The following is a 14,116-nucleotide window of genomic DNA, read 5'->3' as shown; positions in this document are numbered from 1 at the left end:
TCACACTGCCTCAGTCTCGATCCGCTTGGCCACCTCCGGCGAACCCGGCCTGATCGCCTCCAGCAGCTCGCTGATGTCCGAGCCGCAGCCGAACACCAGCAAATCCCCCGGCACGCAGCGCGCCAGGCCGGCGCGGATCGCCTCGTGCACGTCCAGTTCCACGCGCAAGTGGTCCTCCTCGAATTTCGCCTGGCGGATGCCTTCGACCAGCTTCGCCGCAACGCTACCCGCAGAACGCCCGCGATTCTCGCTCTCGTACACCACCAGCTCGTCGAAGCCGGCCGCGCAGGTCCTTCCGATGTCGACCAGGTCGGCATCGCGGCGGTCGCCCGGCGCGGCCACCACGCCGACCAGGCGGCCCGGGCTCAATCCACGTGCGGCTTCGGCCAGCGCCGCGTAGGCGGCGCTGTTGTGGGCGTAGTCCACGATCACGGTCACGCCGTCGACGTCGAACAGGTTGGTGCGCAGCGGATTGCTCTTCCAGTCGGAGACGAAGCTGCGCAGGCCGTCCTCGATCTCGGCCTTGCCGAAACCGCTGGCGACCAGCGCGGCCGCCGCCGCCAGGCTGTTGGCGATGTTATAGCGCGCGGCGCCCTTCAGCGTCACCGGCATCTGGCGCACGTCGACGATCGCTTCGTGGCGGCTGGCGTCGGCCAGCACGATGGCATTGTCTTCGAAATAGACCGCGCGGCCGCCCTTTTCCAGGTGACGCAGCAGGACCGGGTTGTCGGCGTCGAGCGAGAAGTAGAGCACTTCGACCTTATTTTCCACGTCAGCGGCCAGTTCGGATGCCATCGCCACGCAGTGGTCGTCCTCGGCGTTCAGCACCACCGCGCGCGAGGCGCGCTGGGCCACCACCGCCTTGACCTTGGCCAGCGCCTCGACCGTGTCGACGCCGTCCAGGCCCAGGTGGTCGGCCGAGACGTTCAGCACAACGGAGACGTCGCAGCGGTCGTAGGCCAGGCCGCGCTTGAGGATGCCGCCGCGCGCGGTTTCCAGCACCGCGAAGTCGACGTCCGGCGAGGTCAGCACGCTGCGCGCCGAGCGGTAGCCGGTGCAGTCGCCTTTGGTGATCTGCTGGCCGTCGATGTAGACGCCCTCGGTGGTGGTGACCCCAGTGCGCAGGCCGGCCATGCGGGCGGCGTGGGCGATCAGCAGGGTGGTGGTGGTCTTGCCGTTGGTGCCCGTCACGCCGATCAACGGGATGCGGCCATTGTCCTCGCCGAACAGGGCATCGACGATGGCGCCGCCGGCGTCGCGCGGGGTGCCGCGGCTCGGGTACTGGTGCATGCGGATGCCCGGGGCGGCATTCACTTCGATGATGCCGCCGCGCTGCGCGCGCAGGGGCTGTGCGATGTCCTGGCACACGATGTCGATGCCGGCCACGTCCAGTCCGATGGTGCGGGCGGCGCGGATGCAGATCTCGCGGGTTTCTTCTGGCAGCAGGTCGGTCACGTCCTCGGCGGTGCCGCCGGTGGACAGGTTGGCGTTGCCGCGCAGGTCGACCGATTCGCCTTCGGGCGGCACGGAATCGAAGTCATAGCCGGCTTTCGCCAACACCTGGGACGCGATCTCGTCGAGCGGGATCCTGGTGAGGATGTTGGTGTGGCCGTCGCCGCGCGCCGGATTGCGGTTTTCGGTCTCGACCAGTTCGCGGATCGAGTGGATCCCGTCGCCGGTCACGTGCGGCGGCCGGCGCCAGGACGCGGCGGCGATCTTGCGGCCGGTGACCAGTACGCGGTAGTCGCGGCCGCGCAGGAATTCTTCGACGATCACGTGACGGCCGTATTTGCGCGCGAATTCGAAGGCGCGCTCGACTTCTTCCGGCGTCGAGCAGGCGGTGGTCACGCCCTTGCCCTGGTTGGCGTCGAGTGGTTTGATCGTCACGGTGCCGATGCGGCGTGCGATGCGCTGGGCCGCGGCCAGGGTGGTGACGGTTTCGCCGGCCGGGACCGGGCAGCCGGCCTGGTCGAGCAGGGTCTTGGTCAGCTGCTTGTCGCTGGCGATGCCGACCGCGATATTGTTGGTGGCGCCGGTGATGGTGGCCTGCAGGCGCTTCTGCTTGCTGCCCCAGCCGAGCTGGAACAGGTTCGCCGTATCCAGCAGGCGCAGGCTCGGGATGCCGCGCTTGTGGGCGGCGTTGACGACGGCGCCGGTGCTGGTGCCGATCGCGTAATCCTGGGCGATGTCCTTCAGTTCCGCCAGCGCGGCGTCGAGGTCGAAGTCCTCGTGCGCGGCGATGGCGTGGACCAGGTCGCGCGCGGTGCGCAGGGCGGCGCCGGCCACCTGTTCGATCGTATAGGCGCAGACCACGCGCAGCAGCCCGGGCTTGCCTGCGACGGCCAGGCCCTGGCTGAAGCCGCCGGCGGCGCCGGCCACGCGCTGCAGCTCCATCGTGACCGGCTCGATGGCCTCGGCCGGCGAGCTGCAGTCGGACAGGCGCGCCGCCGCTTCGGGCGGCATGCCGGGCAGGCGCTCGAGCAGGCGCGCGCCGAGGCCGGCCACGCTGATGTCTTCATTGTCGATGAGCGCCGTCAGGCAGGGCGTCGCGGCGTACAGGTTGGGGCCGCGCAGGAAGCGTTGTTCGGTGATTCTCATGAGATCTGGGTCCGTTTGGTGACGTTTTCTAAAAATTCGAGCAGGGATGAAGGGATGCGATGTTCGACCGGAACGTTGTCGCCGTCGGGCAGGCGGTACTTGCTGCCGGCCGGCAGCAGGTGCAGGCGGACGTCGATCAGCTCCGGGGTTTCGCGGTCCGGAATCTCGGCGATATTGGTGCTCATGTTGCGGCCATCGACGATGGTGACCGCGCCTTCGCCCAGCACCTCGATGCCGACCCCGCGTTCGACGATCAGCGCGGTGTCCTCGTCGATGCCGATGCCCTGCAAATACGGGTTCTGGGCCACGACCGACAGCAGGCGCGAGAGGCGCTGGCGCTCCGAGAAGTGCTGGTCGATCACGACCTTGTGCAGGAAGCCGAGGCCCGCGCCCAGGCTGACCGAACCCTTTTCCGGGTGCAGCTCGGCGCGGCCCTGGGCCAGCATGTGGCCCGACATGGCCGAGGCGCCGGCGCTGGTGCCGCCGATGCAGGCGCCGCGCAGCTTGAGGGCGGCGTGCATCGCGCTGTCGAGGGCGGTGCCGCCGATGATGGCCAGCAGGCGCTTCTGGTCGCCGCCGGTCATGAAGATCCCGGTGGCGTCGAGGATGTCCTTGATGTGCTGCTGGTCGTTGGCGCACTGGCGGCTGGCCAGGTGCAGGTGCACGCGTTCGCGCACGCCCAGTTCGCCGAAGGCCCGGTCGTACATCTCCCACATCTGGTCGGCCACCGAGCTGGCGGCCGAGATCACGACGATCTTCGCGTCATTGCCGCCCGAAAGCTCGACGAAGCGGCTGAGGATCTGCATGTCGTGCTTGCGGTCTTCATGGCCGCCGATGATCACCAGGTGGCCGTGGCTTTCGCGCACCCGGCGTTCCTGTTCCAGCTGTTCTGGCGTTTGTGCTCGTGCATTCATGTTTTGCTGTCAGTCCTTGATGAGTTGTGCTTGCGGCATGGCGCGGTTGCCCAGCGCGCCGGCCTCGGTGCGGCTGACCGCGATCAAACCGACCGGGACGTCCTCGCCGAACAGCGCGATGCCGCGCTGCAGCGCCTGCGCGAGCGGCATGCCGTCCTCGATCCAGCCGTAGACGCGGTGCGCCAGCAGGTGGCGCACGATGTGTTCGCCGATGCCGGTGGCCGCCACCGCGCCGTGCGGGCCGGCGTAGAAGCCGCTGCCGATGATGGGCGTGTCGCCGACCCGGCCCATCAGGCTGGGCGAGGAGCCGCCGGTGGACGCCGCCACGCCGAAATGGCCGTCCGGCGCGCGCACCACGGCGCCCACCGTGTCGCAGGCGGCGCTGGCCGGCAGGGTCAGGGGTTGCTGGTAATTCCAGAAGCGCATGAAGGCCTTGTTGTCGACGCCGGGCATGGACGGCGCCGAGCCGGCCAGTTCCTCCAGGATCTTGCGGTGGTCCTGGCGCTGCTGTTCGGAGATCTTGTTCCAGGCCGGGTGGCGGATCGCGGCCGCGAAACGGTTGGCGCCTTCGCCGGCCAGGAACCAGTGCGGCGTGTCGCACACCGCGCGCGCCAGCAGCACCGGGTTCTCGATGCCCTGCACGCAGGCCACGGCGCCCAGGCGGCCGCGCGTGTCCATCACCGAGGCGTCCATCTCGACCGTGGCGCCATCCAGGCCCAGCGCGGCGCCGCGGCCGGCGTTGAAGCGGCCGTCATCCTCGAGGAAGGTGACGGCGGCGATCGCCGCTTCCAGCGCGTCGGCACTGATCCCGTATTCTTCGAAACCGCGGCGGGCCGCGCGCTCGCAGCCGTCCCGGTAAGCGGCCGGGCTGCCGACGCCGCCGTGCACGACAATGGCAAAGTCCCCATGTGTATTGCTCATTCTTCTTCTCCAAAACGATGCATGCCGCGCAATCTTGCTGGCGCGGCATTTAGTGTTCCGCATTATGCAAATGATGTAGAAATTGAAACATCGGTAGCCTGGCCGTGTGTGTGTAAGACGGCGCTGACACGAGGCTTCAGTGCATGGCGGAGACCTGGCGCAGGGCCAGCCTGAGTTCGCGCGCCACCTGGCGGCGCTGGGCGTCGTTGACGAAGCGGCCGATCTCGACCCGCACGCCGCGCGATTCCAGCGTGATCAGGGCCCGGCGCGGACGTCCAGGCGCGGCGGCGGCGTCGGTGAGCACCCGGGTCCAGAGAGGATCCAGGCGCGACTGGCTGCGTACGTCCGCCTGCACGCATTCGACCAGCAGGCAGTCGTTCGACAGGGCGACGCGTTCGCGGTCGAGGGCGTGGCGCGCATACAGCAGCAGGGCCAGGCCGACGCAGCTTAGTTCCAGCAGCGAAAAGGCAAGCACCATCCAGAAGCCCTGCAGCAAAAAGGCGAGGGCGACCGACAGCGACAGGATGCACAGCAGGGCATAGGCGCGCGCAAGCTGGCGCGGCGTCATCGAGCAGTTGCGCTGCAATGTGCACTCGTAGAGCATCGTTGTCTTTCTGGTCGGTAGCAATAATATAAGCCCGTCCCTGGCGCGCACGATTGCCTGTTGTGACCGAAGGGCGGCATGGCCGGGGCTGGCGGGGCAGGCCCGAGTTCTGGTAACATCTCGCCCCTTTCCCTTCCTCCACTTCTGGTCAGGCATCCATGGCGAACGCTTGCGGCGTCGATTTCGGCACCTCCAATTCCACTGTCGGCTGGGTCCGCCCCGGCCACACCAGCCTGCTCGCGCTCGAGGACGGCAAGGCGACCCTGCCGTCGGTCGTGTTCTTCAACGCCGACGACGAACAGGTCCGCTACGGCCGCGCGGCCCTGGCGGACTACCTGGAGGGCTACGAAGGCCGCCTGATGCGCTCGCTGAAGAGCCTGCTCGGCACCAGCCTGATGGATGGCCAGACCGAGGTGGCCGGCCGCGCGCTGCCTTTCCGCCAGCTGCTGGCGCATTTCATCGGCGAACTGCGCCGCCGCGCCCAGCAGCAGGCCGGGCGCGAATTCACCAGCGCCGTGTTCGGGCGCCCGGTCTATTTCATCGACGACGACCCGGCCGCCGACCGCCTGGCCGAGGACACCCTGGCCGAGATCGCGCGCGCCGCCGGTTTCAAGGAGATCGGCTTCCAGTACGAGCCGATTGCGGCGGCCTTCGACTACGAGTCGCGCATCGAAAAGGAAGAACTGGTGCTGATCGCCGATATCGGCGGCGGCACTTCGGACTTCTCGCTGGTGCGGCTGGGCCCGGACCGCACCACGCGCATCGAGCGGCGCGAGGACATCCTGGCCACCGGCGGCGTGCACATCGGCGGCACCGACTTCGACAAGTACCTGAGCCTGGCCTCGGTGATGCCGCTGCTGGGTTACGGCAGTGCGCTGGTCTCGGGCGCCCCGGTGCCGTCCAGCTATTATTTCAACCTGGCGACCTGGCACACGATCAACCAGGCCTACACCCGCAAGAGCACCGTCCAGCTGGAAGACCTGGCGCGCGACGCGGCCGAACCGGCCAAGCTATCGCGTCTGCGCAACTTGATCGACGATCGCGCCGGCCACTGGCTGGCAATGCGTGTCGAGGAAGCCAAGATCGGCCTGTCCGGCACGCCGCTGGTCGAGCTCGACCTCGACCGCCTGTCGCCGCCGGAACGCATCCAGGTCGGGCGCGCCGTGTTCGAAACGGCGATTGCAGGCCTGGTCGACCAGGTCGGCGCGACCGTGCAGCGCCTGCTGGGCGAGGCCGGGGTCGATGCCGGCAAGGTCGATACCGTGTTCTTTACCGGCGGTTCGAGCGGGGTCGCGGCCTTGCGCGAGCGGATCGCCGCCATCGTGCCCCAGGCGCGCCGCGTGGAGGGCGACCTGTTCGGCAGCATCGGGTCCGGTCTCGCCATCGACGCCGCCCGCAAGTTCGCTTAATTAAAGGTAGACCATGTTTGAACGCCCGATCGTCATGCTCGACTTCGAGACCACCGGCCTCTCGCCGGAGTCCGGCGACCGCATCACCGAAGTCGCCGCGCTGCGCATCGCCGGCGGCGAGATCGTCGAACGCTATGTTTCGCTGGTCAATTGCGGCGTGCGCATTCCGTCCTTCATCACTTCGCTGACCGGGATCACCCAGCAGATGGTCGATACGGCGCCGCTGGCCGAAGACGTCGTGCCGGAGCTGATCGAATTCATCGGCGGCGATACCCTGGCCGCGCACAATGCCAGCTTCGACGAAAAGTTCCTGAAGGCGGAGGGCGCCCGCCTGGGCCATGCCTGCCGCCATGCCGGCCTGGTCTGCTCGGTCAAGCTGTCGCGCCGCGTGCTGCCGGGCTTGCCCAGCTACCGGCTCGGCGAGCTGGCGCGCTCGCTCGGCATCGCCTTCCGTGGCACCGCCCACCGCGCCGAGGCCGACGCCGAGGTCGCTGCCCATCTGCTGCTGCATATCGGCCGCCACCTGGATGCCTCCTATGGCCTGGGACCGGTGGCGCCGGAGTTGCTGGTAGCGATCAACCGCGTGGCCGCTGGCAAGGTGCCCGGTTTCATGGACGTCTACGCCGCTAAACACCGCCGCTAGCGCGCTAGCCTGTGCGCGAAGCCCACAGTTTGTGGCATCACAACGGCGGCAACGGCCGCCACGCGTGATTTTCGCGACAGTTGCGCTGGCTCTGCATCGCCGCGAGTTTTCCGCGATTTTTTTCCGCGCTGAAGCTTTGCCTCTCTGTGGCAGATCAAGCCCGTCGGATTCCTCCTAGTTAGACTTTTGACAATTCTTGCGGCGCCGCGATTAGGCGGTTCCGCCATCAAATTGTCCGATTTTTCCTGGAGCGATCATGCGGCACTCTGACGTGTCACCGGAAAATTCCGTGCTGGCGTGGTTCGCCCGCGCGGCAGGGCGTGGCGACGCCTATGCACAGTTCAACCTCGGCTTGATGTTCAAGAACGGCGACGGCGTGGCGCGCGACGATGCCCGGGCCGCCGAATGGCTGCGCCGTGCGGCCGAGCGCGGCCTGGCCTTCGCCCAGAACCATTACGGCACCATGCTCTACCAAGGGCGCGGCGTGGCGCAGTCGGACGCCCAGGCCGTGGGCTGGTTCGCGCTGGCGGCGGAGCAGGGCGACCCCTCGGCCCAGCAGAACCTGGGCGACATGCTGCGGGCCGGGCGCGGGGTGGCGCGCAATCCCGAGCTGGCGCTGGGCTGGTACCAGCGCGCGGCAAGCCAGAACCTGCCCAGCGCCCAGCACCTGCTCGGCGAATGCTATCTGCGCGGCGAGGGCGCCCCGGTCAACCATGCGCTGGCGGCGGCCTGGCTGCGCAAGGCGGCGCTGGGTAAGTACGCGCCGGCCGAAGTGGCGCTGGGCCTGATGCTGCGGCGCGGGCAGGGCATGGCCGCCAACGATCTCGAGGCCGCCTACTGGTTCCGGCGCGCGGCCGGCCGCGGCGACCCGGCGGCACAGCGCCTGCTGGGCCTGTGCTATCTTGACGGGGTAGGCGTGCCGCGCGACGACAAGGCGGCGCTGCCCTGGCTGCACTGCGCCGCCGGCCAGGGCGACGCCGAAGCCCAGTTCAGCCTGGCGCTGCTATTGGGAAGCGGCCGCGGCGGCCCGCGCGACGAAGCCGAAGCCCTGGCCCTGACCACCCGCGCCGCCAAGCAGGGCCACATGCTGGCCCAGTACAACCTGGGCAATATGTACGCGCACGGGCGCGGCGTGCCTGCCGACGTGCGCCAGGCCTTCTACTGGTATCGGCTGGCCGCGGCCCAGGGCGCCGCCAACGCGCAGTTCACCCTGGGCGTGATGTACGCGAACGGCCAGGGCGTGCACCGCGACGAGGCCACCGCCGTCGAATGGTACCGGCGCGCCGCCGAGCAGGGTGACGCCAGCGCCCAGAACAACCTCGGCGTCATGTACGCCACCGGGCAGGGCGTGCAGCAGGACGATGCCGAAGCGGTGCGCTGGTACGCCCTCGCCGCGGAACAAGGCCACGCGCTGGCCCAGTACAACCTGGGCGGCATGGTCAACAGCGGCCGCGGCGTGCCGCGCGACAGCGTGCGCGCCTACATGTGGATGCTGCTGGCGGCCGACGCCGGCGACCCGGCCGCGAGCGCCAACAAGGCCATCGTCGCGCGCCGCCTGTCGGCCCGCCAGATCGAGGATGCCCGCGACCTCAGCCGCCAGTGGCGGGCCCGTGCACCGGGTCGCGAGGAGCGGCGCACGGCGTGAATGGCTGGCGTGGCATGTTGCTTGAAGAATACTTGTCGGCAGAGCAAGGCGCGCGCTATGATGCTTGAAGGCATGAGCCACTTCGTTTACCGACAGAGAGAACAACCAACATGCGCATGAGACACGCCACCCTCGCCGCCGCCGTCGCGGCCGCTTTCCTCGGCTTCGGCAGCACCGCCGCGATCGCCGGCGCGCCGGCCGTACCGGCCTGCTCCGGTACCCCGCTGGCCTACCCGGTTGCGAAAAAGGTCGACCAGACCGACGATTACCACGGCACCAGGGTTGCCGACCCCTACCGCTGGCTGGAAGACGCCAACAGCGCCGAGACCAAGGACTGGGTCGACGCCGAAAACAAGGTGACCCAGTCTTACCTTGCGCAGATCCCGCAGCGCGAAGCGATCCGCCAGCGCCTGACCCAGCTCTGGAACTACGAGCGCTACAGCGTGCCCTACAAGGAAGGCGGCCGCTACTTCTTCAGCCGCAACGACGGCCTGCAGAACCAGTCGGTGCTGTACACCATGAAAACCCTGTCCGACACGCCGCGCCTGCTGCTGGATCCGAACACGCTGGCCGCCGACGGCACGGTCGCCCTGGCCGGTCTGGCGGTGAGCCCGGACGGCAAGCTGCTGGCCTATTCGACCGCCGCCTCGGGTTCGGACTGGAACGAGATCCGCGTGCGCAAGGTCGATACCGGCAAGGACCTCGAAGACCACATCCAGTGGGTGAAATTCTCCAGCACCGCCTGGACCCGCGACGGCAAGGGCTTCTTCTACAGCCGCTACGACGAGCCGAAGGAAGCCACCAAGCTGGCCGACGTCAACTACTTCCAGAAGCTGTACTACCACAAGCTGGGCACCCCGCAAAGCGCCGACGTGCTGGTCTACGACCGCCCTGACCAGAAGGAATGGGGCTTTGGCGGCAACACCACCGACGATGGCCGCTACCTGCTGATCACGGCCACCAAGGGCACGGCGCACAAGTACCGCGTGTTCTACAAGGACCTGTCCAAGCCGGATGGCAAGGTGCTGCCGCTGATCGACAACTTCGACGCCGCCTACGACTTCATCGACAACGTCGGCAGCGTGTTCTACTTCGCCACCGACCGCAACGCGCCGCGCAAGCGCATCGTCGCGATCGACGTCAACAAGCCCCAGGAAGCCAACTGGAAGACCGTGGTGCCGGAAAGCCAGCAGACGCTGGTGTCCAGCCACATGGTCAACAAGCAGCTGATCAACGAATACCTGGCCGATGCGCGCAGCGTGGTCAAGGTCACCGACCTCAAAGGCAAGCAGGTGCGCGAGATCGCGCTGCCGGGCATCGGCTCGGTGTCGGGTTTTGGCGGCAAGCAGGGCGACAGCGAGACCTTCTTCTCCTTCACCGGCTTCACCACCCCGACCACGATCTACCGTCTCGACATGAAGAGCGGCGCCACCTCGGTCTTCCGCAAGCCGGACGTGAAGTTCAACCCGGCCGACTACGAGACCCGCCAGCAGTTCTACACCAGCCGCGACGGCACCAGGGTGCCGATGTTCATCGTCTCGAAGAAGGGCCTGAAACTGGACGGCTCGAACCCGACCTACCTGTACGGCTACGGCGGCTTCAACATCTCGATGACCCCGGGCTTCTCGCCGGCCAACCTGGCCTGGATGGAGATGGGCGGCGTCTACGTGGTGGCCAACCTGCGCGGCGGCGGCGAGTACGGCGAAGCCTGGCACGAAGCCGGCACCAGGCTGAACAAGCAGAACGTCTTCGACGATTTCATCGGCGCCGCCGAGTGGCTGGTGAATAACAAGGTGACCTCGCCCTCGAAGCTGGCGATCGGCGGCGGCTCCAATGGCGGCCTGCTGGTGGGCGCGGCCATGACCCAGCGTCCGGACCTGTTCGGCGCCGCGATCCCGATGGTGGGCGTGATGGACATGCTGCGCTTCCACAAGTTCACGATCGGCTGGGCCTGGACCTCGGACTACGGCTCGTCGGAAAACGCGGACGAGTTCAAGGCGCTGGTGAAGTACTCGCCGCTGCACAACCTGAAGCCGGGCACCTGCTATCCGGCCACCATGATCACCACCGCCGACCATGACGACCGCGTGGTACCGGCGCACAGCTTCAAGTTCGCCGCCACCGCCCAGGCGGCGCAGGCCGGCGGCAACCCGGTGATCATCCGCATCGATACCAAGGCCGGCCACGGCGCGGGCAAGCCGACCGGCAAGCAGATCGAAGAGGTGGCGGACCGCTGGGGCTTCCTCAGCAAGGCGCTGAAGATGAATGAAGCGCCGCAGGCGATGGGCGGCGCGCAGTAATCCGCTGGCGTCGTAAGTAGAGAGTGGCGCACCCGGCCGGTGCGCCATTTTTTTATGTCCTGGCGGTGTCGGTGCGAGCCGTCAGCCGCGCGACCAGTTGCTCGAGCGGCATCGGCCGGTGGAACAGATAGCCCTGCATATAGGGGCAGCCGTGGCCGGCCAGGAAACGGGCCTGGTCGTCGGACTCGATCCCTTCCGCCACCACGCGCAGGCCGAGGTGGCCGGCCATCGCCAGGATCGATTGCACGATGGCGTTGCCGTTGGCGTCGTGCGGGGTGTCGCGCATGAAGCTCTGGTCGATCTTGAGTTCGTACAGCGGCATCTTCTTCAGATAGGCCAGGTTCGAATAGCCGGTGCCGAAATCGTCGATCGAGAAGCGGATGCCGAGCGCCGCCAGCTCGCGCATGCGGGCGATGGTCTTGCCGATGTCCTCGATCAGCAGGCCTTCGGTCACTTCGAAGATCAGCTGCTGCGGTGGCGCGCCGGTTTCCTGCAGCACCGCGCGCACCTGGGCCACGAAATCCGGCTGGCGGAACTGCAGCGGGCTGACGTTGATCGACAGCGGCAGCGGATGGCCGGCGGCGTTCAGCGCCAGCCAGGCCTGGCAGGCCTGGCGCAGCACCCAGCGCCCCAGCGGCACGATCAGGCCGCTGGCTTCGGCCAGCGGAATGAACACGTCCGGCGGTACGAAGCTGCCGTCGGCGCGGCGCCAGCGCATCAGGAGCTCCGCACCGGCAGGCAGCCCGTCCTGGCCGACCTGCAGCTGCAGGTGCATGGCCAGCTCGCCGTTTTCCAGCGCCACGGCAAGCTCGCGCTCCAGCGACAGGCGGCGCTGGGCGTCGGCCAGCATGTCCGTTTCGAACAGGGCGACGCCGTTGCGGCCGCCGGCCTTGGCGTGGTACATCGCGGTGTCGGCTTCGCGCAGCAGGTCGTGCGCGGTCTCGGCATGCAGCGGCAGGGCCACGCCGATGCTGGCCGAGGTATGGTGGGCCTGGCCGTCGATCTCGATCGGCTCGGCCAGCGCGGCACGGATCTTGTCGGCCACCGCCAGCGCCGCGCGGGTCGCCAGCGCCGGATCCGCTTCCAGCCCTTCCAGCAGTACCACGAATTCGTCGCCGCCGAGGCGCGCCACCGTGTCGCGCTGGCGCACCGCGCGGCTCAAGCGCTCCGCGGCCTGCACCAGCAGCGTATCGCCGGTGGCATGGCCGCGGGCGTCGTTGATGTTCTTGAAGTTGTCGAGGTCGATGTAGAGCAGGGCGCCCAGGCCGCGGCCGTCGCGCGTGTGGCCAATGAAGGCGTCGAGTCGGTCCATCAGCAGGCGCCGATTCGGCAGCCCGGTCAGCACGTCGTAGAAGGCCAGGCGGTGGATCGCGTCGGCGGCGTCGCGGCGCTCGGTAATGTCGCGCCCGACCACCACCCAGTGGGTCGCCTGTTCGCCTGCGCGGGCGAAGGGCATCATCTCCATCTCGACCCAATAGGGCTCGCCGTCCCTGGTGTAGTTGACGATCTCGGCGCGCACCGGCTGGCTGCGCGCCATGCCGTCGAGGATGCGGCGCAGCGTGGCCTTGTCGGTCTCGGGGCCGTGCAGCACGCGCATGCCCTGGCCGATGATCTCGCCGCGGGTGTAGCCGCTACGGCGCAGGAAGGCGTCGTTGGCGAACATGACCGGCTGCAAGCTGCCCGGGCCCTCGACCGCGCGCGCGATCAGCACCATGTCGTTCAGGCGCGCCACCGCGGCCGAGGTCAGCTGCAGTTCGTCGTTCAGGGTCCGCACCCGCTCTTCGTCGCCACGGACCTTGGCCAGCGTGTGGGACAGGCCTTTCAGCAGGGTGCCGCTGGTCAGGACGATCATCGCGCCGACGCAGGTGAAATTCAGGGTCACCGCCAGCGCCGCGCCGAGGGCATCGGCTTCCATGCCGGGCACCGCCAGGTTGACGTGGCCGCCGCCTCCAAGCGCGACGATGCAGGCGGCGCTGAGCGCCAGCGCGCCGAGCGCGGGCCGCAGCCCCAGCAGGATCACGGCCATGACCGGCGGTCCCAGCAGGTAATTGAGGCTGGCCGGGCCGATCGCCAGCAGCAGCGCGATCGCCACCGCGTAGAGGACTGCCAGGAAATTCAGGACGCGCAGGCGGTAGGGCAGGCGCTCCAGGCGCCAGATCGCGAAGATCCATGCCAGGGCGAGCATATCCAGGAGCGCAACCGGCCACAGGCCCTGGTGGATCAGGAGCGGGATGCTGGGGGCGGCCGCAATCGTGCCCAGCGCGAGCACGACGGAGAGCAGGGAAGAGAAGATGCGGACACGCCAGGCGGCGATATCGTTGACGCTGGCCATTTGTAAATACTGTTATTACACCACAGCATTTTAAATTGCCTCGCATCAAGTGTCACCAATAGTTGCGCCGGGCGTCTATATAAAGCGACAGCCGGACCAGGCAAAGCGTTCAGCGGTGCACCACCACCATCAGGGCCTTGGATTCAAGCTTGCCGGTATTCCGGATGATGTGGGCCTGGTCGGCCGGATAGCGCGCCGTGGCGCCGTGCTTGACGCGTTTCTTTTCGGCGCCGACTTCGAGTTCGACCGCGCCGGTCAGCACGGTAAGATGCTCGCTGGTGCCGGGGTCGTGGCCCTGGGAGGCCAGTTCGCCGCCCGGCGCCAGCGTCAATTCATACCATTCGTACTTGCCGGCCAGGTCCATCGGGCCGAGGATGCGCAGCGAGTAGCCGGCGTGGGCGCCGGGCAGGGTCGGGATCTCGTGGGCGTCGACCACGCGGATCACATCGCTGCTGCGGACCTCGGACGACAGCAGCTCGCCGATCTGCACGCCGAGCGCGTTCGCCAGGCGCCAGGTGATGGCGATGGTCGGATTCGCCTTTTCGCGCTCGATCTGCGACAGCATCGACTTGGACACGCCGGCGATGCGCGACAGGTCCTCCAGCGTGAGGCCGCGCGCCAGGCGCATGCGCTGCAGGGTGGCGCCGACTTCGGGCGGGGCGCCGGCGGGCGCGCCGGGGACGAGGGCTGTTACGACTTTATTCATCTAGGCTTTATTCGAGAATCGCTTGCCAGCGCACTTGTCAACGG

The 14,116-nt window shown here is 68.1% G+C and carries 10 protein-coding genes; 4 read left to right on the top strand and 6 right to left on the bottom strand.

From position 1 onward, the window contains the following. From cphA to ACFPO9_RS01655, 4 genes are all read right to left on the bottom strand, one after another. On the bottom strand, window positions 1–2,598 hold the full coding sequence (gene cphA / locus ACFPO9_RS01670) for a cyanophycin synthetase (RefSeq protein ID WP_379766086.1): 2,598 nt from the start codon (window positions 2,596–2,598) through the stop codon (window positions 1–3). Continuing rightward, window positions 2,595–3,512, bottom strand: coding sequence for a cyanophycinase (locus ACFPO9_RS01665; RefSeq protein WP_379766083.1), 918 nt, complete (start codon window positions 3,510–3,512; stop codon window positions 2,595–2,597). The genes cphA and ACFPO9_RS01665 overlap by 4 nt, the downstream gene beginning before the upstream one ends. Window positions 3,513–3,521: 9 nt before the next feature. Then, window positions 3,522–4,433, bottom strand: a complete 912-nt coding sequence (locus ACFPO9_RS01660; RefSeq protein ID WP_379766081.1) for an isoaspartyl peptidase/L-asparaginase — start codon at window positions 4,431–4,433, stop codon at window positions 3,522–3,524. Window positions 4,434–4,569: 136 nt separating this feature from the next. Next, on the bottom strand, window positions 4,570–5,037 hold the full coding sequence (locus ACFPO9_RS01655; protein WP_379766078.1) for a DUF2244 domain-containing protein: 468 nt from the start codon (window positions 5,035–5,037) through the stop codon (window positions 4,570–4,572). A gap of 158 nt (window positions 5,038–5,195) precedes the next feature. On the opposite strand from ACFPO9_RS01655, the gene ACFPO9_RS01650 reads away from it, so the two are divergent. The 4 genes from ACFPO9_RS01650 (at window position 5,196) to ACFPO9_RS01635 (ending at window position 11,034) form a co-directional block, all read left to right on the top strand. Continuing rightward, on the top strand, window positions 5,196–6,446 hold the full coding sequence (locus ACFPO9_RS01650) for an Hsp70 family protein (protein WP_379766075.1): 1,251 nt from the start codon (window positions 5,196–5,198) through the stop codon (window positions 6,444–6,446). 13 nt (window positions 6,447–6,459) lie between these two features. Further along, window positions 6,460–7,089, top strand: coding sequence for a 3'-5' exonuclease (locus tag ACFPO9_RS01645; RefSeq protein WP_379766072.1), 630 nt, complete (start codon window positions 6,460–6,462; stop codon window positions 7,087–7,089). A gap of 256 nt (window positions 7,090–7,345) precedes the next feature. Then, complete coding sequence (locus tag ACFPO9_RS01640; protein WP_379766069.1) at window positions 7,346–8,734, top strand: tetratricopeptide repeat protein; 1,389 nt, start codon at window positions 7,346–7,348, stop codon at window positions 8,732–8,734. 116 nt (window positions 8,735–8,850) lie between these two features. Further along, window positions 8,851–11,034: a prolyl oligopeptidase family serine peptidase gene (locus ACFPO9_RS01635; RefSeq protein WP_379767580.1), complete on the top strand. Its 2,184-nt coding sequence runs from the start codon at window positions 8,851–8,853 to the stop codon at window positions 11,032–11,034. A 52-nt stretch (window positions 11,035–11,086) separates the two neighbouring features. Here the strand turns inward: ACFPO9_RS01635 and ACFPO9_RS01630 are convergent, their stop codons facing one another. Then, window positions 11,087–13,366, bottom strand: coding sequence for a putative bifunctional diguanylate cyclase/phosphodiesterase (locus tag ACFPO9_RS01630; protein ID WP_379766066.1), 2,280 nt, complete (start codon window positions 13,364–13,366; stop codon window positions 11,087–11,089). Window positions 13,367–13,475: 109 nt separating this feature from the next. Beyond that, the gene (locus ACFPO9_RS01625; RefSeq protein WP_379766063.1) at window positions 13,476–14,072 is read right to left on the bottom strand and encodes a helix-turn-helix domain-containing protein; all 597 of its coding nucleotides are present in this window, start codon (window positions 14,070–14,072) and stop codon (window positions 13,476–13,478) included. Between the last annotated feature and the right edge of the window lie 44 nt (window positions 14,073–14,116).

Origin of the sequence: Massilia aerilata (assembly GCF_042656905.1) — a bacterium.
Classification (GTDB): domain Bacteria; phylum Pseudomonadota; class Gammaproteobacteria; order Burkholderiales; family Burkholderiaceae_D; genus Telluria; species Telluria aerilata.
Note: the sequence above shows the minus strand (reverse complement) of the source record. Positions and strands in the feature narration are given on the sequence as shown.

What these genes read in the sequence shown, in the direction of transcription:
- ACFPO9_RS01635 (WP_379767580.1), top strand. Translation starts at nt 8,851, where the DNA reads ATGAGACACGCCACCCTCGCCGCCGCCGTCGCGGCCGCTTTCCTCGGC.
- ACFPO9_RS01625 (WP_379766063.1), bottom strand. Translation starts at nt 14,072, where the DNA reads ATGAATAAAGTCGTAACAGCCCTCGTCCCCGGCGCGCCCGCCGGCGCC.
- cphA (WP_379766086.1), bottom strand. Translation starts at nt 2,598, where the DNA reads ATGAGAATCACCGAACAACGCTTCCTGCGCGGCCCCAACCTGTACGCC.
- ACFPO9_RS01645 (WP_379766072.1), top strand. Translation starts at nt 6,460, where the DNA reads ATGTTTGAACGCCCGATCGTCATGCTCGACTTCGAGACCACCGGCCTC.
- ACFPO9_RS01650 (WP_379766075.1), top strand. Translation starts at nt 5,196, where the DNA reads ATGGCGAACGCTTGCGGCGTCGATTTCGGCACCTCCAATTCCACTGTC.
- ACFPO9_RS01665 (WP_379766083.1), bottom strand. Translation starts at nt 3,512, where the DNA reads ATGAATGCACGAGCACAAACGCCAGAACAGCTGGAACAGGAACGCCGG.
- ACFPO9_RS01640 (WP_379766069.1), top strand. Translation starts at nt 7,346, where the DNA reads ATGCGGCACTCTGACGTGTCACCGGAAAATTCCGTGCTGGCGTGGTTC.
- ACFPO9_RS01655 (WP_379766078.1), bottom strand. Translation starts at nt 5,037, where the DNA reads ATGCTCTACGAGTGCACATTGCAGCGCAACTGCTCGATGACGCCGCGC.
- ACFPO9_RS01660 (WP_379766081.1), bottom strand. Translation starts at nt 4,433, where the DNA reads ATGAGCAATACACATGGGGACTTTGCCATTGTCGTGCACGGCGGCGTC.
- ACFPO9_RS01630 (WP_379766066.1), bottom strand. Translation starts at nt 13,366, where the DNA reads ATGGCCAGCGTCAACGATATCGCCGCCTGGCGTGTCCGCATCTTCTCT.